Origin of the sequence: Duganella sp. FT27W, from assembly GCF_009295655.1 — a bacterium.
Lineage (GTDB): Bacteria > Pseudomonadota > Gammaproteobacteria > Burkholderiales > Burkholderiaceae_D > Rugamonas > Rugamonas zoogloeoides.
Genome location: NZ_WHIV01000007.1, coordinates 82065 through 104536 on the forward strand (window position 1 = coordinate 82065; position 22472 = coordinate 104536).

The following is a 22472-nucleotide window of genomic DNA, read 5'->3' on the forward strand; positions in this document are numbered from 1 at the left end:
TTCGTCCGGTGGTCATACGGCAGTCACGACTAGCGGTAATAATTGCAAACTATCGTTCTTGAATGCAATAATGTGTTGCCTGATGCATTAACTGCACCAAATGGGCCTGTTGTCCATCCTCTTTATTTTCCCTCTAATTATGAAAAATCTGACTATCGGCACCCGCCTGGCGGGCGGCTTCGGCCTGGTTTTAGCCTTGATGACCCTGGTAACCTGGTTTGGCCTGAGCCACATGCATGGCGTGGCCGAAGCCACACGCGACATGATGCAGCAGCCACTGGCCAAGGAGCGCATGATCAGCGACTGGTATCGCCTGATTTACACCAGCGTGCGCCGCACGTCGGCGATTGCCAAGAGCAGCGATCCGTCGCTGGGACAGTTCTTTGCCGAAGAAACCAAGGCGTCGGTGGCGGAAATCGAAGCGTTGCAGAAGAAGATCGTACCGCTGCTGGACACCGCCGAGGAAAAGCGCCTGTTCGACGCCATGCAGGTCACCCGCAAAACCTACCTGGCCGAGCGCGACCAGATCATTGCGCTGAAAAAGGACGGCAAGGTGGAAGAGGCCGAACAAGTGCTGGTACAGCGCTTCATCCCGGTGGCGGCTACCTATCAGAACGCGCTGGCGTCGCTGCTGACCATGCAGCGCCACACCATCGACACGACGGCCGAAGCCATCGAAACCAGCTACCAGTCCAGCCGCCGCTTCATGATCTTGTTCGGACTCGGTGTGCTGGCGCTGGGCGCCGGGTTCGCATGGCGACTGACGCGCGGCATCACGGTGCCGCTGAGCCGGGCCGTGGACATTGCCGTGGCCGTCGCCAACAAGGATCTGACCAGCCGCATCGAGGTCGATAGCAGCGACGAGACCGGCCGCCTGCTGGCGGCATTGCGCACCATGAACGACGGCCTGGTGGGCGTCGTCAACGAGGTGCGCAACGGTACCGAAAGCATCTCGTCGGCCTCGAGCCAGATTGCCGCCGGCAACCTCGACCTGTCGGCGCGCACCGAAGAGCAGGCGTCGAGCCTGGAACAGACTGCCGCGTCGATGGAAGAGCTGACCTCGACCGTGCGCCAGAACGCCGACAACGCGCGCCAGGCCAACCAGTTGGCGCTCACTGCGTCGGACGTGGCGCGCCGTGGCGGTGCGGTGGTGTCGGACGTGGTGGAGACGATGGAGGCCATCAACGGCTCGGCCCGCAAGATCGCCGACATCATTTCCGTGATCGATGGCATCGCCTTCCAGACCAACATCCTGGCGCTGAACGCTGCCGTGGAAGCGGCCCGCGCGGGCGAGCAGGGCCGTGGCTTTGCCGTGGTGGCCAGCGAAGTACGCACCCTGGCCCAGCGCAGCGCCACTGCCGCCCACGAAATCAAGGCGCTGATCGACGACTCGCTGGCCAAGGTCGATACCGGCAGCGCCCTGGTAACGCAAGCGGGCATGACCATGAGCGACGTGGTGGACAGCATCCAGCGCGTGACCGACATCATGGGAGAGATCAGCTCGGCCACGGTGGAACAAACCTCGGGCATCGAGCAGGTCAACCAGGCCGTGAGCCAGATGGACCAGGTCACCCAGCAGAACGCCGCACTGGTGGAAGAGGCCGCCGCCGCAGCCGCCGCCCTGCACGACCAGGCCGACGCCCTGACCACCGTCGTCCAGGTCTTCAAACTGCGTTAGTTCAAAGCTCGACGTTGATCATGTTGTCGTCGGGTTTGCGGTCGATCAGCTTGTTGTCAGGGTCGATGCCGGCCTTGGTGGGGCGGGCTTTGACGATGACCGTGTAGCGGTTGTCCTTCTGGTCGATCAGCTTGCGCTCGCGCAGCAGCGGCGCGCCGTTGTCGTCGTCCACGCCGATGTCGATATAGTCTTTCAACGGCACGTCGCGTTCCACGCCCTGGCCGCTCGAGCGCGACTTGGCGGCGCTCACCACCAGGTTGACCTCGTAGCGCCCGTCCGCCAGCTTGCGCGCGGTGCTGGCGACTGCGCGGTTGTCGTACAGGACGATGTGGTTGAACAGGTCATCGATCAGGTAGGCCTGGTCGGGCGTGACCACCGTGCGCAGGGCGTCGACCAGCACCGTCACGCCCGGGTAGGGGCCGCTGCTGCGGCCATGCTCGACCAGCAGCTGCTTGAGCACGGCGTTGATCTTGTCCTCGCCCACCAGGTCCTGCAACTGGTACATCGCCAGGCTGCCCTTGCGGTAGTGGATATAGTCCTGGCCCTCGTTGTCGGCCAGCGGCATTTCTTTTTTGCGCTCCAACGCTCGGCCCACCAGGTACTGGTACAGGTCGTAATACAGGAAGCGCCGCATTTTCGCTTCGCCGTAGGCGCGCTTCATCACCATCAGCGCCGAATATTCGGCCAGGGTTTCCGACAGCACGCTGGCGCCGCGCACGTTGCCGCCAACTAACTGGTGGCCCCACCACTGGTGCGCCACTTCATGCGCGGTCACATAAAACGGGTAGTCGATATCCTTCGGATTGCTGTCGTTGACGCGGGCAATAAAGCCCAGCGATTCCGAATACGCGATCGTGTTCGGATACGCCTGCGCATACGTGGCATAGCGCGGAAATTCGACGATGCGCACCACCTTGTGCTGGTAAGGGCCGAAGTTGCGGGTGTAGTAGTCGAGCGACTGCTTGATGCCCCGGTTCATCCGTTCGAGGTTGGCCTCGTGGCCAGGGTGATAGTAAATCTCGATGCCGACGTCCTGCCACCAGTCGCGTTTTACCAGGTAGCGCGCCGACTGGAAGGCGTAGAAATTGAGCATCGGCTGCGCCACCCGGTAATGGTAGTAATGGCGCCCCTTGGCGCTCCATTCCTTGACCAGAGTACCTGGCGCCACCGCCACCTGGCTGTCGCTGGTGCTGACCACGGCATCGAAGGTGATGGCGTCGGCATCGTTGGCGGCGAAGTTGTTGGCCAGCCCGCCGGCGTCGTCGCGCGGCAGCATGCGTTCGCGCGCCGCCAGGCCGTGCTTGCGGCGGTCGCGGGCGTCGGCCAGTTCGTTCGAGGGCTGGTAGCCGATGTGCGGCAGCACGCCGTTGTTGAAGAAGGTGCCGTTGTTCACCACCGGCGTGTCCTGGCCCATGCCGAGGATGCCGCGCGGGATGAACTCCACGTCGAATTCGAGCGCCAGGCGCGCACCGGGCGCCAGCGGCGTGGCCAGCCTGTAACTGTAGAAGCCCAGGTTGGCATCCTGCACGCCGGGGCGCACCGCCTGGCTGAAGCGCGTGCGCCAGCCGGTGGCGGTGGGGTCCTGGTGGATGATGATGTCGGCCACCGGCCATGCGGTCTTGTTCTGCAAGATGTAGCGGCCGTGCACGACCAGGCTGCGCGTCTCGGGCGTGATCGCCACATTGAGCTTGACGTCGGTGATGCGCGGCTGCGGCAGCACCGCGTACTGCTTGTAGCGGCGCTCGTAGTCGGCGCGGGCCACATCTTTTTGCCACGCCGACTGGTAGCGGTTGAGTACGTGGGTGTTATAGAACAGCACCGCGCCGGCGCCAGCAAACACCAGGGCGCCCGCCGCCATTGCCGTCAGTACCGGCAAGCTCAGGCGGCGGCGCGCCAGTTGCAGGCGCTGGCGCCAGCCGTCGTTGGTGCCGCGCGCCCAGAACAGCACCGCCAGCACCATCAGCACGATCGCCGCACCGGCCCAGTAGGCCTCGAACCAGCGCTCGCGCGGCAGGTAGTGGCCGTAGCCGTTCATGGCCGAGTACACGAAACGCGGCATTTCGCCATACAGCAGCAGCGGGTCGCCCAGCCCCAGCGAAGAGATGGTCACCACCGTCACGTAATATACGATCATGGCGAAGTACGCCAGGTAGCGCTGGTTGATCAGCACTTGCAGCGCGATCGCCAGCACGGCGCCCAGCGCATAGCCGGGAAGTTGCAGCAGGAACAGGTGGTACAGGTACAGCCCGGGTTCGAGCACAAAATATCCCTTGCCGATCTGGATCGCCATGCCGGTCAACATCACCACCAGCATCAAGAGCGCCTGCAGGCCGATCAGCGCGAACAGCTTGGCGAGCAGCGGCAGCCAGCCCGGCACCGGCAGCGCGTCGAGCATTTGCCCCATGTGCGCTTCGCGTTCGCGCCAGATCAGTTCGCCCGCGTAGAACGTGGTGATCACCATCATGAACAGGGCGAACGTCTCGGATACCGATTCGAGCACCAGGTACGTGGCAGGGTAGGTACTGGTGCCGTACAGCGGCGCGAATTCCAGTCCGCTGGCCACCATCATCAGCACGCCGGCCAGCACCAGCACCAGGAAATAGATGTTCTTGATGGTTTCGCGCAGGTTCAGCCAGCTCATGCGTACCAGCAGCAGGCCCAGGCTGCGCGAGGCGAAGTCGGGCGCCTCTGCGGTATTGGTGGCGGCAGCAGTGAGCACGCGCGGCGCCTCGGCGCCGCCCTGGCGGCCGCTGTCGCTGGTGGCGATGAAGTGGAAGCGCCAGTAGCCGAGCAGCAGGCCCGCCAGCGCGAACGACGACCACAGCGCGCGGTTGAGCAGGTACACGCCTTCGGGCCAGAACATGCGCGTGTTGCGCTCGACGATGGGCCAGTATTCGGTGAGACGGATCACGGCCGTGGTGCCGAACGGATCGATCAGCGCGGCCAGGGTCTTGAAGTCGAGATCGCGCGCCAGGCTCGGCGCGATGATGTAGCCGATCAGCATGACCACGCTGCTGATGTACACGGGCAGCATGCGCCGGGTGAGCGCGGCCAGGATGAAGAACACGGCGCCGAAAATGAAGATGTTCGGCAAAATCACCACCAGGTACGGCACCAGGTAACCGGGCGCTCCGGGCTGACCCAGCCGTTCCGGATCGATGCCCGGCAGCAGGCTGCCCAGCCAGGTGCCGAGGATGATGCTGGTGAAGATCACCGCCAGGGTCAGGTAGGCGCCGAGGAAGCGGCCGAAGATGTACTGGTGCTTTTTGATCGGCGCGCTGAAGAAGAAGTGCTGCATGTCGTGCTCGAAGTCCTGCTGCACCGAGCGTCCCATCACGGCGGCAATCACGATCACCCCGAGCGACCCGAGCGCGCTGACGGTAAACATCAGCGAGCGTGGCGAGTTGATGGCGGTGGCGCCGAAGGCGATGCTCGAGCCCTTGAAATAGCCGCCGGCAGCGGCCATCCACAGCAGGGTGAGCGCCAGGAAGCCGGCGAAATACACCCAGGTGGAGAGCAGCCTGAGGCGCTGGCGCGCTTCGAAGAGGGCGATGGCGAACATGATGCGGCCTAGTCGCAATTCGCGGCGGCGCGGTGGCGGCCGGCGATGGTGGCGAAATACACGTCTTCCAGGTCGCCCAGCGCTTCTTCGAAGCCGTCGCCGGGATCGGTCTCGCTGTACACGTGGATCAGGGTGCGGCCCGACAGCAGGCGCGAGGAAATGACCGGATGGCGGATCTGGAACGAGGGCAGGTCGCGCTTGTCGATGAAACGGGCCCAGATCTTGTCGCTGACGTCGTGGATCAGTTCCTGGGTGGGGCCGCACAGCAGCAGGTGGCCCTGGTTGATGATGGCCATGTTGGCGCACAGGTCGGCCACGTCGCTGACGATGTGGGTGGATAAAATCACGGTCTTGTCGTCGCCGATGTCGGACAGCAGGTTATGGAAGCGCACCCGCTCCTGCGGATCGAGCCCGGCCGTGGGTTCATCGACGATGATCAGCTTGGGGTCGCCCAGCAGCGCCTGGGCGATGCCGAAACGCTGGCGCATGCCGCCCGAAAAACCGCCGAGGCGCTGGTGCCGCACCTCGAACAAATTGGTTTGTTGCAGCAGGCCATCGACCACCTCGCGCCGGCGGTTGCGATTCGACAAGCCCTTGAGCATGGCGAAGTGGTCGAGCATCTCGTACGCAGTCACCTTCGGATACAGGCCGAAATCCTGCGGCAGGTAGCCGAGCACGCGGCGCACCGCGTCTTTTTCGTCGAGCACGTCGATATCGTCAAGGAACACCGAGCCGGCATCGCACTCCTGCAAGGTGGCCAGGGTACGCATCAGCGTCGATTTGCCGGCGCCGTTCGGGCCGAGCAAGCCGAACATCCCGGCCGGGATGGTGAGCGAAATATTGTCCAGCGCCACCACGCCATTCGCGTAGGTCTTGGACAAGTTGCTGATGCGTAATTCCATGTTGAGTCCCCGATTCTGCCTGCGCATGGACCATGTTTCTACAAGGCCATACACTTTTCACATGATGGCATTGTATTGAATTTGTTCCATACTTGGGGGGCGCTTGCGACAGGCGGCCGAAACCGCCGGCCAGACTGCGCAAACCGCCCACCAAAACGCGGGCAAATCAAGGATTAATTGCGGAACAGCACTTGTTCGCGGTTGAACCACCAGCGGCACATGGCCAGCAGCAGCCCGGCCGTGACCGTGGACGAGAGCATAATGGCCGACAACATGCGGTATTCCATGGTGCCCTTGACCAGTTCCTTCATGGCCAGCGCCACGTTGGTCAGCGGCACCATGGCCCAGCCCCAGTTCATTTCCACGCCGGGCAGCAGCGCCACCATGGTGGGCAGGATGATGACGATGATCAGCGGCGAGATCATGCCGACCGCCTCCTTGTAGCTCTTGGCGTAAATCGAGATCGCCAGCAGGATGGCGGCAAAGATGGCTGCCGTGGGCACCAGCATCAGCGCCAGCAGCGCCAGGTCGAGCATGTTAATCGAACGCACCACCTGGGCCAGGTCGCCGCTGAACAAGTGGCCGCCAAAGGTGAGCACCGCGCCCAGGCTGGCAATCATCAATAGCGCCGAGGTCAGCCCTACCGTAAAGAGCATCAGGAACTTGGCCAGCACGATGGCCGTGCGCGAGACTGGCGCGAGCAGCAACGTTTCCAGCGTGCCACGTTCCTTTTCACCGGCGCCGGTGTCGATGGCCGGGTACATGGCGGCCAGCAGGCACACCATCAGCAGCAAGTACGGCACCATGCCGCCCATCATCGCGCCCATTTGCTCGCGCTTGTTGGCGGTGGAACGGTCGAGCAGGGCGACCGGATCGAGCACGTAGCGCTGCTGCGGCGCGGAGAGGCCCATGTCGGCCAGCGCCTGCTGGCGCAAGGCATTGTTTTCGACGGCCAGCACCGCTATAACCCGCTTGCGGGTGACGTCGATGGTGGCGGCGCTGTTGTAATGCAGCTCGATGTGCGATTGTTCGCGGCGCGCCAGGGTATTTTGCGCCGCTGCCGGGATCACCAGCGCGAACTTGATCCGTTCGTCGGCAATCGCGGCGCGGATGTCGGCAGGCGCGGCCAGCGCCACCCGCTTGAAGCTCGGTTCGGCAGCGAAGCGCTGCGCCAGCGCGGGCGCGTGCTCCTGGCCGAAAATTGCATACGCCATCTCCGCTTCGCGTGCCTGCCTGAACATTGACGACGACAGCATGCCGAAGGCGGCAAAGATCAGCGGCATGGCAAACACCGGGATGACGATGGTAAAAATGAACGTCTTGCGGTCGCGTATCAGTTCCAGCAATTCTTTCAGGTAGATGGTCCACATGGTCTAGCCTCCGCGATGGATGACGCCGACAAAGGCGTCGTACAGGTCGGCGCTGCCGCCCAGGTGGCGCAGCGCGTCCACGGTGCCGTGGAAAGCGGTCACGCCGTGGTTGACGATGCACACGCGGTCGCACACTTTTTCCACCTCGTGCAGGTGGTGGGTGGAAAAGATCAGCGGCACCCGCAGCGCCTTGTAGCTGGCGATAAAGTCGAGCAGGATCTTGGCCGACATCACGTCCAGGCCGGTGGTGGGTTCGTCGAGGATGACGATTTGCGGCTCGTGCACCACGGTGCGGGCGATCGCGCATTTCTGCTTCATGCCGGTGGAGAGCTGATCGGCGCGCTTGTTGCCGTACTCGTTCATGTCCAGCAACGTAAACAGTTCGTCGCAGCGGCGTTTCAGATGATCGGGGCGCATGCCGTGCAGCTTGCCGAAGTACTCGACGTTTTCGCGCGCGGTCAGGCGACCGTACAGGCCGGTGCTGCCGGACAGGAAGCCGATATACTGGCGCGCCACCAGCGGATCGCGCAACAGGTCGACGCCGTTGGCGTGGATGCTGCCGGCGTCCGGCGTCAGCGCGGTGGAGAGCAGGCGCAGCGTGGTGGTCTTGCCGGCGCCATTGGGACCAAGCAAACCCAGCACTTCGCCGGGAGCGCAACTGAAGGACACATCGCGCACCGCGTGGAACCAGCCGTCGTGTTCGCGCACATCGCGCGCGGAGGCCGGCGCGGCGCCACGCTTGGGCAGGCGAAAACGCTTCGCCAAGCCTTTCACCTCGATCATAAAGTTGTCCTTTTTTTAAAATGTGCCCAAGAGTAACATGAGAAAAAACATTCGTCCAAGCCACACTTTGTTACTTGGCGCGCTACAAATCGCCCCCGGTGCTTGCTATAGTGATTACAAAGAGAGGCGCTCATGTTGACTCCCCAAATCAAAGACAAAATGTTGGCGGTCATGCAGGCCGGCGTGGACCGCAGCGAAGCGACGGGATTTTTTCGCACCGCGCTCGGGCTGTTCTACCTGTCGAGCCTGATGACCAAGGAGACCCTGGATTTCAAGCAGATCGACCGCGACTACAACCGTTTCATCTATCACGCAATCGGCAAGGGCCACACCATCACCAGCGTCCTGCAATACATGAGCGGGGAAAAAGTGGTGCGGGTGGTGGAATCGAAGCGCTTTCTCAAATCGTTCGGCGAACTGTGCACCGAAGTGCCGGTGGAAAGCATTCCGTTTTTGCTGGGACTGAACCTGGGCGTGGCCAAGGACATTTCGAAGATCGACGTGCGCGGCCCGGTGGCCGACTACATCGAACGCCAGCGGCAGCTGCGCGAAGAGGCGGATTCGTAACCGGCGTCTTATAATGGCGCTTTCAACAAGCGAGTTGACCATGGCTGCCCATTCCCACAATCCCCTCGACCGTTTTATCTCCGGCGCCGACAAGGCCCTGCGCGTGATCGCTGGCGTTGCCTCGGCTTCGCGACCGACCCCGGGCCAGTTCGCGCCTGATGCCGAGCTCAGCGAAGAAGAACGCCGCCACGCCGCCGGCCTGATGCGGGTGAATCACGTGGGGGAAGTGTGCGCCCAGGCGCTGTACAACTCGCAGGCGCGCTTTGCCCGCACCGAGCAAATCCGCCAGCAGTTCGAGCACTCGAGCCGCGAGGAAGAAGACCACCTGGCCTGGACCGCGCAACGCCTGGGCGAACTCGGTTCGCATACCAGCGTGCTCAATCCGCTGTTCTACGCCGGTTCGTATGCGCTGGGCACGGTAGCAGCCTTGCTGGGCGACCCGAAAAGCCTGGGATTTGTGGTGGAAACCGAACGCCAGGTGGAAGCCCACCTGCAAAGCCACCTGGAAAAACTGCCGCCGCAGGACATCAAATCGCGCGCGATCGTGGATCAAATGCGGCTCGATGAAATCGAACACGGCGCGGCCGCGCAGGCACTGGGCGCGGCGCAGATGCCGGCGCCGGTGAAAGCCGTCATGGCAGTCATGGGCAAGGTGATGACCACGACTGCGTATCGTGTCTGATCGCGTCTAAATAATAACTAAGCGACCTCTACTATTTCAAACGAGTGGGTGATCTCGGCGGTCTTGCCGATCATGATCGATGCCGAGCAGTACTTGTCGTGCGACAGCGAGATCGCCCGTTCCACCGCTTCCGGTTTCAGGCCCTTGCCGGTCACCGTGAAGTGGAAGTTGATCTTGGTGAACACCTTCGGATCGGTCTCGGCGCGGTCGGCCTTGAGCGTGCATTCGCAGCCGCGAATATCGGCGCGGCCTTTTTTCAGGATCAGCACCACGTCATAGGCGGTGCAGCCACCGGTACCCAGCAACACCATTTCCATCGGCCGTGGCGCCAGATTGTTGCCGCCGCCCTCGGGCGCGCCATCCATGTTGACCAGGTGGCCCGAACCGGTCTGGGCCAGGAAACTCATGCCCGACGGGCCATTCCAGCTGACTTTGCATTCCATCGCATTCTCCAAGTTATGTAGCCTTATTGTAATGGCCCGCGCCCAGCCTGTGTTTTCAGGGCCTGCAAGCCACAGCGGGGTTGACGCAGCCGGTCGTTGCCGCTTATACTTGTCGGCTTTCCGTTCGCTCAGGAAAGTAAATAAGAAGGCCGAGTCCGCTGAAACCATGGCGGAACCACCATTTGAGCGTGTTTTAATATTTAGGAAGTCAACATGAAAACTTTTTCCGCTAAGGGCCATGAAGTCCAGCGTGATTGGTTCGTGATTGACGCGACGGACAAAGTCCTCGGACGTGTTGCCAGCGAAGTGGCACTCCGACTGCGCGGCAAACACAAGCCAGAATTTACTCCTCACGTCGATACCGGCGATTACATCGTCATCATCAACGCAGGCAAACTGCGCGTGACCGGCACCAAAGCAACCGAGAAGACCTACTACCGTCACTCGGGCTACCCAGGTGGCATCTACGAGACCAACTTCCTGAAAATGCAACAGCGTTTCCCAGGTCGCGCTCTGGAAAAAGCCGTCAAGGGCATGCTGCCAAAAGGCCCACTGGGCTACGCCATGATCAAGAAGCTGAAAGTGTACGCCGAAGGTTCGCACCCGCACGCTGCCCAGCAACCTAAAGCACTCGAAATCTAAGGAACTGACATGATCGGTAACTACAATTACGGCACCGGCCGTCGCAAGAGTGCAGTAGCTCGTGTGTTCATCAAAGTTGGCACTGGCCAAATCATCGTTAACGGCAAGCCAGCTGCTGAGTACTTCTCGCGCGAAACCGGCCTGATGGTTATTCGTCAACCACTGGAACTGACCGGCAACGTTGAGCGTTTTGACATCAAAGTCAACGTGCACGGCGGCGGCGAGTCGGGTCAAGCAGGTGCTGTGCGTCACGGCATCACCCGCGCCCTGATCGACTACGATGCAGCGCTGAAACCGGATCTGGCCAAAGCCGGCTTCGTGACCCGCGATGCACGTGAAGTTGAGCGTAAAAAAGTTGGTCTGCGCAAAGCACGTCGCGCAAAACAATTCTCGAAGCGTTAATTTTTCGCTTCCGGCAGGCGGGCTTGTCCCGCGTGCCGTACAAAAAGCCGCCGGCCTTGTGTCGGGCGGCTTTTTTGCTATCTGGCTACTGTCATGCGGCTGTAGTCGTTGCCTGATAAAATGGCACTCGAATATTTCTCCACGCATCACTACTCAAGGATTAGAACATGATCAAAGTTGGCATCGTCGGCGGCACCGGATACACCGGAGTGGAATTGCTGCGACTCTTGGCAGTCCACCCTGACGTGCAGTTGACGGCCATTACGTCGCGCAAGGAAGATGGCTTGCCGGTTGCCGATATGTTCCCTTCGCTGCGCGGCAGCGTGGACATCGCTTTCTCGTCGCCGGACAAGGCCGACCTGACCCAGTGCGACGTGGTGTTCTTCGCCACCCCGCACGGCGTGGCCATGGCCCAGGCACCCGCCCTGCTGGCGGCCGGCGTCAAGGTGATCGACCTGGCGGCCGACTTCCGCATCAAGGACAAGGCCGTCTTTGAAAAATGGTACAAGATCGAGCATACCTGCCCCGAACTGCTGGAAGAAGCGGCCTACGGCCTGGCCGAACTGAACCGCGACGCGATCAAGGCTGCGCGCCTGGTCGCCAATCCCGGCTGCTACCCGACCACCATGCAGCTCGGCTACTACCCGCTGCTCAAGGCTGGCCTGATCGACGCCGGCGGCCTGATTGCCGATTGCAAGTCGGGCGTGTCCGGCGCCGGCCGCAAGGCGGAAATCGGCACCTTGTTCTCCGAGTCGAGCGACAACTTCAAGGCCTACGGCGTGGCCGGCCACCGCCACACGCCCGAAACCTCGGCCCAGCTGCAAAAGTTCACCGAAGACAAAGTGTCTCTGATCTTCACGCCGCACCTGGTACCGATGATCCGCGGCATGCATTCCACGCTGTACGGCCGCCTGACCAAAGATGTCACCAACGAGGAACTGCAGGCATTGTTCGAAGAGCAGTACAAGGACAGCCCGTTCGTGGACGTGATGCCGTTCGGCTCGCATCCTGAAACCCGCTCCACCCGCGGCTCGAACATGCTGCGCCTGGCGCTGCACCGTCCCGACAACGGCAATACCGTGATCGTGCTGGTGGTGCAGGACAACCTGGTCAAAGGTGCATCCGGCCAGGCTGTGCAGTGCATGAACCTGATGTTCGGCCTGGAAGAGACGACCGGACTGAAACAAATCGCGCTGCTGCCTTGATTTGTTGGGTTCCGTCGCCAAATCTGACGTTGACGGAGCAGGAAAGTCAGGGTAGGTCTATAATGGCCGCTAAATGCTTAACTCGTAGGAGTCTCAAATGAATGCTGTTGCTGAAAGCCTGGACGTGATGCCAGCTCCTATCGTGTTTACCGATAGCGCTGCCGAAAAAGTCGCCCAACTGATCGAGGAAGAGGGCAATCCCGACCTGAAATTGCGCGTGTTCGTGCAGGGTGGCGGTTGCTCCGGCTTCCAGTACGGTTTCACGTTCGATGAAATCGTCAACGAAGACGACACCACCATGGTCAAGAACGGCGTCGAGCTGTTGATCGATTCGATGAGCTACCAGTACCTGGTCGGCGCGGAAATCGACTACAAGGACGACCTCGAAGGCGCCCAGTTCGTGATCAAGAACCCGTCGGCCACCTCGACCTGCGGTTGCGGTTCGTCGTTCTCGGTGTAAGTTTCGGACATACACGCGGCGCCCGGCACCATGTAAAAAGGCGGTACAACTTCGGTTGTGCCGCCTTTTTTTATGTGTGGTCCTGAAGCAGTCAGCGCGGGTACAGCGCGCCCAGCACCCGTTCGCCCGCAGCGCCGGTAACGGCCGGCAGGTTGCCCGCCAGCCGCTCGGTGAAGCGGTAACCGAGCCAGGCAAATGCCAGCGCCTCCACCCGGTTCGGCGCCACGCCCAGTGCCTGGGTGGACGCCACCATTACCTGCTTGCCCAGCGCCGCCCCGAGTTCGCTCATCAGCACGCTGTTGTAGGCGCCGCCGCCGCATACATACACGGCGTCCGCGCCGCTGCCGTGAGCCTGTATGGCTTGGGCCAGCGACAAGGCCGTAAAGCGGGTGAGCGTGGCTTGCACGTCTGCGGGCGCAGCCTCGCGGTACACGGCCAGGCGCGCGTCGAGCCAGTCGAGGTGGAACAGGTCGCGGCCCGTGCTTTTCGGCGGCGGCAGGGCCAGGTACGGCTCGCGCAGCAGTTCCGCGAGCAACTCCGGCAGCACTACGCCGCTGGCGGCCCAGGCGCCGTCGGCATCGTATTCTCTGTCCTGGTGGCGGGCGATCCAGGCGTCCATGAGTACATTGCCGGGGCCGGTATCGAAGCCGGTGACTGCGCCATCCCCGCCCAGCACGCTGATATTGGCGATGCCGCCGATATTGGCCACCACCCGGGTGCTGCCGGCCTTGCCGAACAGCGCCTGGTGAAAGGCGGGCACCAGCGGCGCACCCTGGCCGCCGGCGGCCACGTCGCGGCTGCGGAAGTCGGCAATCACGTCGATGCCGCACAACTCGGCCAGCAGGGCGGGATGGTTGACCTGGCGCGTAAAGCCCAGCTCGGGGCGGTGGCGGATGGTCTGGCCATGCACGGCCACCGCAGTGATATCTGCGGCGGCAAGACCGGCATCGGCCAGCAGGGCCGCCACGCAGTCGGCATAGTGCCGCGCCAGTTGAATCGCCGCAGCCGCTTCGCGCTCGATTTCGTTATCGCCGGGCGCCTGCAGCGCCATCAGCTCGGCGCGCAGCGCGGGCGGGAAGGCGATGTAGGCGGCGCCACGCGTGTTGATGTCGGCGCCGGAAAAGTCCGCCAGTGCACCATCAACACCGTCGAGGCTGGTGCCCGACATCAAACCGATATACAGAGCCATGTCGCGTCCTTACGTCATTCGTTGGGAAAAATGTATTTTGCCTGAGCTTGCGTGTGCTGTCGCACGGAAGCGGACGCCGTGGCGGCGCATGATGATAAAAAAACAGGCCGATGCGGCGGCCTGTTTTCTAGAATGAAGATGTACAGCGGGGAAGAATTACTTGGCAGCCATGCGGGTGTTGCCACCGTTGAAGCCCGACTGGCCCGATTGCAGCAGGGCGATGCGGTGCGTCATGTCCGAAGCGTAGACCTTGAAACGCGACATTTCTGCGGCGGTCAGAGGTGCCTGGGCTTGCACGTTCATCTTGTTCGGATCACGGGCTTCGCCGCCAACACGGAATTCATAGTGCAGGTGGGCGCCGGTGGACCAGCCAGTGTTGCCTACGTAGCCGATGATATCGCCCTGGCTTACTTTGCCGCCCTTTTTGATGCCCGAACCGAAACGGCTCATGTGGGCGTAGGCGGTGCTGTAGTTGTTCCAGTGCTTGATGGTGACCAGGTTGCCGTAGCCATTCTGGGTACCGGCAAATTCGATGGTGCCATCGCCTGCGGCGCGGATCGGCGTGCCGATAGGCGCCGGGAAATCGATGCCCTTGTGGGCCTTCCACTGGCCCGATACCGGGTGCACGCGCATCGAGAAGCCCGACGAAATGCGGGTGAACTCCACCGGCGACTTCAGAAATGCCTTTTTCAGCGACTTGCCGTCAAAGCTATAGTAGCCGCCACCTTGCTTGCTTTGCGGATCTTCGTACCAGACCGACTGGTACGTCGTGCCACGGTTGGTGAATTCGCCAGCCAGGATGCGGCCTGCCTTGACGAATTCGCCATCTTGCCAGAAGGTTTCGTACACCACATTAAAACGGTCGCCACGTTTCACATCGCCGCGGAAGTCGATGTTGGTGGAGAACATTTCAATGATTTGCTTGACGATGGCGTCCGGCAGCTTGGCGCCATCCTTGTCCGAATCGGTTGCCGCGTACAGGTTGCTCGAAATGGTGCGCGCGTGCATTTCAACGCGGCGTTCCAGCTTCGCAGCTTCCTCCTGTGCAACAAAACTGTCGCCCTTGCGGGTGACCGTGATGTTTTTCACTGGCATGTCCTTGCCATCGACCACCGTCGCCCGCAGCCATTGCAGATTGCCGATTTCATCGGTTTGCGCTTGAACGCGCTTGCCGGTTTTCAGCTGCATGACGCCTTTGGCGATCTTGTCCTTCTTGATGAAGGACTCGGCATCGTTGTCGTCCACGCCGAGGCGGGTCAACAGCGTTGCCAGCGTATCGCCGGAGCGTACGCGTTCTTCATGGACGAACTGTTCGGTGGAGGATTGCTGCTCGAGTGCGGAGATTTGCTTGCCGAGATCCGGCATGGCAACGGCTTCCTGAATCGATGTCACTGGCAAATCCGACGCGTCGGGAGCGAGTGGCGCCACTGCGGCAGCGCCAAAAGCACATACTGTGAGGGCAAAGGCCGAAGCGGAGATGATGCGCTTCTTCGGCGTGGAACCGACCAGTTTATATAAGCGTGAGCTCGTGAATTTATGTATTTGGTTCATGCAATCAGTTAGAATTTACCGCTTGAACTATTCAGGAACGTTTATTTTCTTCTAATTCTAATCGTTGTTCGTTTTCGTAGAGCAAGATTGATGGGATCACGGATTATAACAAACTCCTGGCAACTGCTACCTTTTTCTGAAAAAAAACCTCTCAAAAGTTATGACTACCTCTTCTTCGACGCCGCCGGTTCCCTCGAAAGCTCTGCCATTGAGCGACAATGTACAGGAGGCACTCGCGATCACCAAGCGCGGTGTCGACGAGTTGCTGATCGAAAGCGAGTTCGCCCAGAAGCTGGCCCGCTCCGAGCAATCGGGTGTGCCGCTGCGCATCAAGCTGGGCCTCGATCCGACCGCGCCCGACCTGCACCTGGGCCACACCGTGGTGCTCAACAAGATGCGCCAGCTGCAAGACCTGGGCCACCAGGTGATTTTCCTGATCGGCGACTTCACCTCGATGATCGGCGACCCGTCCGGCCGCAACGCCACCCGTCCGCCACTGACCAAGGAGCAGGTCGAGCAAAACGCCATGACCTACTTCAAGCAGGCTTCGCTGGTGCTCGATGCCGCCAAGACCGAAATCCGCTACAACTCCGAGTGGTGCGACCCGCTCGGTGCGCGCGGGCTGATCCAGCTGGCCTCGCGCTACACGGTGGCGCGCATGATGGAGCGCGACGATTTCACCAAGCGTTTCAAGAGTGGGACACCGATTGCGGTCCACGAGTTCCTTTATCCTTTGATGCAGGGTTACGATTCGGTCGCGCTCAAGGCCGACCTCGAGCTGGGCGGCACCGACCAGAAGTTCAACCTGCTGGTGGGCCGCGAACTGCAAAAAGACTACGCGCAAGAGCCGCAATGCATTTTGACCATGCCGCTGCTCGAAGGTTTGGACGGCGTGGAAAAAATGTCGAAGTCCAAGAACAACTACATCGGCATCACCGAGCCGGGCAACACCATGTTCGCCAAGATCATGAGCGTGTCCGACGAGATGATGTGGAAGTACTATGATTTGCTGTCGTTCCGCTCGATTGCCGACATCGCCGCATTGAAGGCGACAGTCGCCGGCGGCGCCAACCCGCGCGACGCCAAGGTGGCAATCGCCCAGGAAATCGTCGCCCGTTTCCACTCGCAGGCCGCTGCCGAGGAAGCGTTGAACGACTTCGTCAACCGCTCCAAGGGCGGCATTCCGGACGACGTGCCGGAAGTCGCGCTCACCGGCGCGCCGCTGGGCCTGCCGCAACTGCTCAAGCAGGCCGGCCTGTGCCCATCGACATCGGAAGCGATGCGCATGGTCGATCAGGGCGGCGTACGCCTCGATGGCACCGTGCTCAGCGACAAAGCGCTGAAGGTCGAGGCTGGCACCTTCGTGCTGCAAGTGGGCAAGCGCAAGTTCGCCCGCGTCACGCTGACCGCATGATCGCGCTGCTGCAACGGGTGTCCAGCGCCAGCGTGGTGGTCGATGGCGCCACCATCGGCGCCATCGACGCCGGCCTGATGGTGCTGGTCTGCGCCGAGCGTGGCGATACCGAAAAGGAGGCCGACACACTGCTGGCCAAGCTGCTCGGCTACCGCGTGTTCGGCGACGATGCCGGCAAGATGAACCGCAGCGTCGCCGACGTTGGCGGCGGTTTGCTGCTGGTGCCGCAATTTACGCTGGCCGCCGACACGCGCTCCGGTACCCGGCCGTCGTTTACGCCGGCCGCCGCGCCGGCCGATGGCTTGCGCCTGTTTTCCCACTTCGTGGACCAGGCCAGGCGCAAGCATCCGGTGGTGCAGACCGGCCAGTTCGGCGCGGACATGAAAGTGACGCTTACCAACGACGGGCCGGTGACATTCTGGTTGCAAGTATCGGCGAAACCGAGTTCCACATAAAGGAAGCAGCAATGAAGCTGGTGAGTGACAGTGTGCGTAATGGCCGCCCCTTGCCGGCCGAATATGCCTTTGGCGTGCTGGACCAGGGCGGCAAGGTAGTGCTATCTGGCAACCGCAACCCGCACCTGGCCTGGACCGACGTGCCGGCTGGCGCCGCGTCGCTGGTGCTGCTGTGCATCGACGGCGATGCGCCGGTCGATGCTACCCATGTTAACCGCGCCGATGTGTCGCTGTCCGCGCTTGAGCCACGCGGCGATTTTTTCCACTGGAGCCTGGTCGATATTCCCGTGTCGCGCCGCGAACTGCCGGCTGGCGCGTTATCGAACGCTGTCACGCCGCATGGCAAGCCGGGCCCCGAGATCATCGTGGGCGACCTGGCGCTGCGCCAGGGACTCAACGATTACACCGGCTGGTTCGCGCACGACGCCGCCATGGCTGGCGACTATCACGGCTACGATGGCCCGTGCCCGCCGTGGAACGACGAGCGCGTGCATCATTACATTTTTCGCCTGTACGCGCTCGACGTGCCGCGCCTGGAACTGGCCGCGCGGTTTACGTGCGCCGACGTATTGAATGCCATCCACGGCCACATCATCGATGAAGCGCAACTGATCGCCACCTACACCCTCAATCCCGCCCTGGCGCCTAAAGCTGCACGGGGCAAACCGAAGACTGCATGAACACTACCAAGATAGTACTGATCCGCCATGGCGAAACGGCGTGGAACGCCGTGCGCCGCCTGCAAGGCCATATCGATATTCCGCTCAACCTCGAAGGCGAACGCCAGGCGCGCGCCCTGGCCGAGGCGCTGGCGGGGGAGGGGCTGGACCTGATCGTCTCGAGCGACCTGCAACGGGCGCTGCAAACCGCGCAGGCGGTGGCGGTGCACTACGACCACGCCACTGTGCACACCGACGCCGCCTTGCGCGAGCGCGGCTATGGCGCATTCGAAGGCATGTTGTACACCGAGATCGAGCAGCAATATCCGCAGGATTTCGTGCTGTGGCAGGCGCGCGATATCGACGCCGTGATGCCGGCAGGTGATCGCGTGGCCGAAAGCTTCCGCCAGTTTTATGCGCGCGCGATTGGCGCCATCGGCCGCTGGGCCGAGCAACATCCGGGCAAGACGATTGCCATCGTGGCCCACGGCGGCGTGCTCGAATGCGCGTACCGCGAGGCGGTCGGCATGCAGCTCGACAGCCCGCGTGACTTCCAGGTCAAGAATGCCAGTATCAACCGGTTTCATTATGCCGACGGCAAGCTGGTGCTCGACAACTGGGGCGAGGTAGCGCACCTGGCTATAGCCCTGGACGACATCATCTGAACAAAGTCAAGCGCATACCCTTGCCGATTTAATAAAAAAATAGTGCTTATTAAATGAGCAGTCCTTGGGGTAAAATAGAAGGTTCCTCCTTTCCCACCAGGTAACGTCTGTGCATATCGGTCCCCATTTACTGCGTAACAACGTATTTGTCGCTCCCATGGCGGGTGTGACCGATCGGCCGTTCCGCCAGCTGTGCAAACAGCTGGGGGCTGGCTACGCGGTATCCGAGATGGCGGCGTCCAATCCGCGCCTGTGGGCGACCGAAAAAAGCTCGCGCCGCACCGACCACACGGGCGAAATGGAACCGAAAGCGGTGCAAATCGCCGGCGCCGATCCGCAAGACCTGGCCGACTGCGCGCGCTTCAATGTCGAGCGTGGCGCCCAGATCATCGATATCAATATGGGTTGCCCGGTGAAAAAGGTCTGCAATAGCTGGTGCGGTTCGGCCCTGCTGCAAAACGTGCCGCTGGTGCGTGAGATTCTCGCGGCCGTGGTCGGCGCGGTGGATGTGCCGGTCACGCTGAAATTCCGTACCGGCTGGAACCGCGAGAACAAGAACGCGCTGGCGATTGCCCGCATCGCGGAAGACGCCGGCATTGCCATGCTCACCCTGCATGGCCGCACCCGCGCCGACGGTTACACCGGCGACGCCGAGTACGACACCATTGCTGCCGTCAAGCAATCGGTGGCGATTCCGGTGGTCGCCAACGGCGACATCACCACGCCAGAAAAAGCCAAATTCGTGCTCGACTACACGGGCGCGGACGCGGTAATGGTGGGACGCGCGGCGCAGGGCCGGCCGTGGATCTTCCGCGAGATCGACCATTTCCTGCAAACCGGCACGCACCTGCCGGCGCCCTATATCGCCGAGGTGCGCGCGCTGATGGACGAACACCTGCGCGCCCACTATGGTTTCTACGGCGACTATCTGGGCGTGCGCACCGCACGCAAGCACATCGGCTGGTACGTGCGCGACCTGCCCGGCGGCGAGGCATTCCGGCAACGGATGAACCTGCTGGAGTGCACCGAGGCGCAGCTGGAGGCAGTGGACCAGTTCTTCGAATCGCAGCGACAGTGGGGCGAGCGGTTACAATACCGCCTCTCCGAAGATTTGCAAGCCGCATAGCCTGTCGTGATCAGCGAGCCGCAAGCCAGCAAGCACTAAAAAAGTCATATCAAAAGGGTAAGCGCCCGGGCCACAAGCTTGGTGATGATTTACCAGCGTCAACAGATTATTGAGAACGTACAAAATGAGCAAAGAAAGTATCCAGGAAGTAGTGCAGAAAAGCCTTGAAGACTACTTCAACGACCTGGGCGAGCAGCAGGCGTCGAATATCTACGACATGGTCGTGCTGACCGTCGAGAAGCCGATACTGGAAGTGGTCATGACGCGCGCGGACGGCAACCAGTCGCACGCGGCGCAGATGCTGGGCATCAACCGCAATACTTTGCGCAAGAAATTGCAAGAGCACGGCCTGCTGTAACGGCCTTCGTTTTCCGGCGTGGACGGCTGGGGATCGGCCGTTGTGCCGATTGTTTCTCCTCATTCAAACCACCTAGCTAAACGACTTAGCCTTCAGCCATGATTAAATCAGCTCTCATCTCCGTTTCCGACAAAACCGGTGTGCTGGACTTCGCTCGCGCGTTGTCCGCCATGGGCGTCAAGCTCCTGTCCACCGGCGGCACCGCCAAAATGCTGGCCGACAACGGCCTGGCCGTGACCGAAGTGGCCGACTACACCGGCTTCCCGGAAATGCTCGATGGCCGCGTCAAGACCCTGCACCCGAAAGTGCACGGTGGCATCCTGGCCCGCCGCGATTTCCCCGAGCACATGGCCAAGCTGGCCGAGCACGACATTCCTACCATCGACATGGTGGTGGTCAACCTGTACCCATTCCAGGCCACTGTTGCCAAGGAAGACTGCTCGCTCGACGACGCCATCGAAAACATCGACATCGGCGGCCCGGCCATGCTGCGCTCGTCGGCCAAGAACCACAAGGACGTGGTTGTGATCTGCGATCCGGCCGACTACGGCGTGGTGCTGGCGGAAATGAAAACCACCGACAACACCCCAGGTTTCGTCAGCTACGAAACCCGCTTCCGCCTGGCCACCAAGGTGTATGCCCACACGGCCCAGTACGATGGCGCCATCGCCAACTACCTGACCAGCCTGGGCCCGGACCGCGCCCATGCCACCCGTGGCGCGTATCCGAAGAACCTGAACGTGGCGTTTGAAAAAGTGCAGGACATGCGCTACGGCGAAAACCCGCACCAGTCGGCCGCGTTCTACCGTGATGTCGTCGCTACGCCAGGCGCGCTGGCCAACTATCGCCAGCTGCAAGGCAAGGAACTGTCGTTCAACAACATTGCCGACGCCGATGCTGCATGGGAATGCGTGAAAAGCATGGGCGGCTTCGACCAGAGCGCCGCGTGCGTGATCGTCAAGCACGCCAACCCGTGCGGCGTGGCCCTGGGCGCCGACGCTGCCGACGCCTACAAGCGCGCGCTGCAAACCGATCCGACCTCGGCATTCGGCGGCATCATCGCCTTCAACGTGGAAGTCGATGCGGCGGCTGCCGTGGAACTGGCCAAGCTGTTCGTCGAAGTGCTGATCGCACCAGTGTTTACCGCTGAAGCCAAGCAGATCCTGTCGGCCAAGCAGAACGTGCGCCTGCTGGAAATTCCTTTGGGCGATGGCGTCAATGCCATGGACTTCAAGCGCGTCGGTGGCGGCTTGCTGGTGCAGTCGGCCGACTCGAAAAACGTGCTGGTCGGCGACCTGAAAGTGGTCTCGAAACTGCAACCGACGCCGCAGCAATTGCAAGACCTGATGTTTGCCTGGCGCGTGGCCAAGTATGTCAAATCGAACGCCATCGTCTTCTGCGGCAACAACATGACCCTGGGCGTGGGCGCCGGCCAGATGAGCCGCATCGACTCGGCCCGCATCGCCTCGATCAAGGCGCAAAACGCCGGACTGTCGCTGGCTGGTTCGGTCGTGGCGTCGGACGCGTTCTTCCCGTTCCGTGACGGCCTCGACGTGGTGGTCGATGCGGGCGCAACCTGCGTGATCCATCCCGGTGGTTCGATGCGTGACCAGGAGGTGATCGATGCGGCTGACGAGCGCGGCGTAGTAATGGTTTATACGGGCGTTCGCCATTTCCGTCATTAATCATTAATCTTTAGCGACAGTTTGATCTTTCATCCCCGCTTTTGCGGGGATGATCATTTTTAGCCATAGTACAATCCCGGCATGATTATTCTCGGCATCGACCCCGGCCTGCGCACTACCGGCTTTGGCGTCATCCACAAGCAGGGCGCCAAGTTGCGCTACATTGCTTCCGGCACCATCAAGAGCGGCGAGGGCAATTTGCCTACCCGCCTCAAGGTGATCCTGGACGGCGTGGCTGAAGTCGCGCGCATTTACCAGCCCGAGTGCTCGGCCATCGAGCAGGTGTTCGTCAACGTCAATCCGCAATCTACTTTGCTGCTGGGCCAGGCCCGTGGCGCGGCGATTTGCGCGCTGGTGTCGGCCAACCTGGCGGTGGCCGAATATTCGCCTACCCAGATCAAGCAGGCAGTCGTCGGCACGGGCCGCGCCGTCAAGTCGCAGGTGCAGGACATGGTGGCGCGGTTGCTGTCGCTGCCCGGCCTGCCCGGCACCGACGCCGCCGACGCGCTCGGCATTGCCATCTGCCACGCCCACAGCCGCGACACGCTGACCCTGATCGCCAGCGCCGGCATCAAGACCACCACCGCAGGCGCCACTGCGCTGGGCGGTCCGCTGGCCGGCCTGCGCATGAAGCGTGGTCGCCTGGTCGGCTAATTTATCCCCATTCACAAGGT

The 22472-nt window shown here is 61.8% G+C and carries 22 protein-coding genes; 15 read left to right on the forward strand and 7 right to left on the reverse strand.

Going from position 1 to position 22472, the window contains the following annotated elements:
• The first annotated feature begins 139 nt into the window (after window positions 1–139).
• On the forward strand, window positions 140–1678 hold the full coding sequence (locus F8197_RS27645; protein WP_152885233.1) for a methyl-accepting chemotaxis protein: 1539 nt from the start codon (window positions 140–142) through the stop codon (window positions 1676–1678).
• 1 nt (window position 1679) lies between these two features.
• On the opposite strand, the gene F8197_RS27650 is transcribed toward F8197_RS27645, so the two are convergent.
• The 4 genes from F8197_RS27650 to F8197_RS27665 all read right to left on the reverse strand — a co-directional run bounded on the left by F8197_RS27650 (window position 1680) and on the right by F8197_RS27665 (window position 8295).
• Window positions 1680–5240, reverse strand: coding sequence for a M1 family aminopeptidase (locus tag F8197_RS27650; protein WP_152885235.1), 3561 nt, complete (start codon window positions 5238–5240; stop codon window positions 1680–1682).
• Between the two features lie 8 nt (window positions 5241–5248).
• The gene (locus tag F8197_RS27655) at window positions 5249–6142 is read right to left on the reverse strand and encodes an ABC transporter ATP-binding protein (RefSeq protein ID WP_152885237.1); all 894 of its coding nucleotides are present in this window, start codon (window positions 6140–6142) and stop codon (window positions 5249–5251) included.
• 173 nt (window positions 6143–6315) lie between these two features.
• The gene (locus F8197_RS27660; RefSeq protein WP_152885239.1) at window positions 6316–7512 is read right to left on the reverse strand and encodes an ABC transporter permease; all 1197 of its coding nucleotides are present in this window, start codon (window positions 7510–7512) and stop codon (window positions 6316–6318) included.
• A 3-nt stretch (window positions 7513–7515) separates the two neighbouring features.
• Complete coding sequence (locus F8197_RS27665; protein WP_019924406.1) at window positions 7516–8295, reverse strand: ATP-binding cassette domain-containing protein; 780 nt, start codon at window positions 8293–8295, stop codon at window positions 7516–7518.
• Between the two features lie 132 nt (window positions 8296–8427).
• On the opposite strand from F8197_RS27665, the gene F8197_RS27670 reads away from it, so the two are divergent.
• Window positions 8428–8862 carry a hypothetical protein gene (locus F8197_RS27670; RefSeq protein ID WP_227012449.1) on the forward strand — a complete coding sequence of 145 codons (435 nt, stop codon included), beginning with the start codon at window positions 8428–8430 and terminating at the stop codon, window positions 8860–8862.
• A gap of 40 nt (window positions 8863–8902) precedes the next feature.
• Window positions 8903–9544: a 2-polyprenyl-3-methyl-6-methoxy-1,4-benzoquinone monooxygenase gene (gene coq7 / locus F8197_RS27675; protein ID WP_152885241.1), complete on the forward strand. Its 642-nt coding sequence runs from the start codon at window positions 8903–8905 to the stop codon at window positions 9542–9544.
• A 17-nt stretch (window positions 9545–9561) separates the two neighbouring features.
• On the opposite strand, the gene F8197_RS27680 is transcribed toward coq7, so the two are convergent.
• Window positions 9562–9987: an OsmC family protein gene (locus tag F8197_RS27680; RefSeq protein ID WP_019924403.1), complete on the reverse strand. Its 426-nt coding sequence runs from the start codon at window positions 9985–9987 to the stop codon at window positions 9562–9564.
• Between the two features lie 213 nt (window positions 9988–10200).
• Between F8197_RS27680 and rplM the strand changes: the two genes are divergently transcribed.
• From rplM to erpA, 4 genes are all read left to right on the forward strand, one after another.
• Window positions 10201–10629: a 50S ribosomal protein L13 gene (rplM, locus tag F8197_RS27685; protein WP_019924402.1), complete on the forward strand. Its 429-nt coding sequence runs from the start codon at window positions 10201–10203 to the stop codon at window positions 10627–10629.
• 9 nt (window positions 10630–10638) lie between these two features.
• Entirely contained in the window at window positions 10639–11031 is a 393-nt protein-coding gene (gene rpsI, locus F8197_RS27690; protein WP_019924401.1) for a 30S ribosomal protein S9, read from the forward strand.
• A gap of 167 nt (window positions 11032–11198) precedes the next feature.
• Entirely contained in the window at window positions 11199–12236 is a 1038-nt protein-coding gene (gene argC / locus F8197_RS27695) for an N-acetyl-gamma-glutamyl-phosphate reductase (RefSeq protein ID WP_152885243.1), read from the forward strand.
• A gap of 97 nt (window positions 12237–12333) precedes the next feature.
• Window positions 12334–12696, forward strand: a complete 363-nt coding sequence (gene erpA, locus F8197_RS27700; RefSeq protein WP_026637751.1) for an iron-sulfur cluster insertion protein ErpA — start codon at window positions 12334–12336, stop codon at window positions 12694–12696.
• Between the two features lie 91 nt (window positions 12697–12787).
• Here the strand turns inward: erpA and F8197_RS27705 are convergent, their stop codons facing one another.
• A complete protein-coding gene (locus tag F8197_RS27705; RefSeq protein ID WP_152885244.1) occupies window positions 12788–13885 on the reverse strand; it encodes an anhydro-N-acetylmuramic acid kinase in 1098 nt (365 codons plus the stop codon).
• Between the two features lie 156 nt (window positions 13886–14041).
• The gene (locus F8197_RS27710; protein WP_026637750.1) at window positions 14042–15436 is read right to left on the reverse strand and encodes a peptidoglycan DD-metalloendopeptidase family protein; all 1395 of its coding nucleotides are present in this window, start codon (window positions 15434–15436) and stop codon (window positions 14042–14044) included.
• Window positions 15437–15596: 160 nt separating this feature from the next.
• On the opposite strand from F8197_RS27710, the gene tyrS reads away from it, so the two are divergent.
• From tyrS to ruvC, 8 genes are all read left to right on the forward strand, one after another.
• Window positions 15597–16850 carry a tyrosine--tRNA ligase gene (gene tyrS, locus F8197_RS27715; protein WP_152885246.1) on the forward strand — a complete coding sequence of 418 codons (1254 nt, stop codon included), beginning with the start codon at window positions 15597–15599 and terminating at the stop codon, window positions 16848–16850.
• A complete protein-coding gene (gene dtd / locus F8197_RS27720) occupies window positions 16847–17305 on the forward strand; it encodes a D-aminoacyl-tRNA deacylase (RefSeq protein ID WP_152885247.1) in 459 nt (152 codons plus the stop codon). The genes tyrS and dtd overlap by 4 nt, the downstream gene beginning before the upstream one ends.
• Before the next feature lie 11 nt (window positions 17306–17316).
• Window positions 17317–17985, forward strand: coding sequence for a YbhB/YbcL family Raf kinase inhibitor-like protein (locus tag F8197_RS27725; RefSeq protein WP_152885249.1), 669 nt, complete (start codon window positions 17317–17319; stop codon window positions 17983–17985).
• A complete protein-coding gene (locus F8197_RS27730) occupies window positions 17982–18629 on the forward strand; it encodes a histidine phosphatase family protein (RefSeq protein WP_152885251.1) in 648 nt (215 codons plus the stop codon). Before F8197_RS27725 ends, F8197_RS27730 begins: the two co-directional genes overlap by 4 nt.
• Window positions 18630–18738: 109 nt before the next feature.
• A complete protein-coding gene (dusB, locus tag F8197_RS27735; protein WP_373997004.1) occupies window positions 18739–19755 on the forward strand; it encodes a tRNA dihydrouridine synthase DusB in 1017 nt (338 codons plus the stop codon).
• A gap of 124 nt (window positions 19756–19879) precedes the next feature.
• A complete protein-coding gene (locus F8197_RS27740; RefSeq protein ID WP_008445162.1) occupies window positions 19880–20113 on the forward strand; it encodes a helix-turn-helix domain-containing protein in 234 nt (77 codons plus the stop codon).
• A gap of 98 nt (window positions 20114–20211) precedes the next feature.
• Window positions 20212–21798: a bifunctional phosphoribosylaminoimidazolecarboxamide formyltransferase/IMP cyclohydrolase gene (purH, locus tag F8197_RS27745; protein ID WP_152885254.1), complete on the forward strand. Its 1587-nt coding sequence runs from the start codon at window positions 20212–20214 to the stop codon at window positions 21796–21798.
• Window positions 21799–21879: 81 nt separating this feature from the next.
• Window positions 21880–22452: a crossover junction endodeoxyribonuclease RuvC gene (gene ruvC / locus F8197_RS27750; RefSeq protein ID WP_056141688.1), complete on the forward strand. Its 573-nt coding sequence runs from the start codon at window positions 21880–21882 to the stop codon at window positions 22450–22452.
• The last annotated feature ends 20 nt before the right edge of the window (window positions 22453–22472 follow it).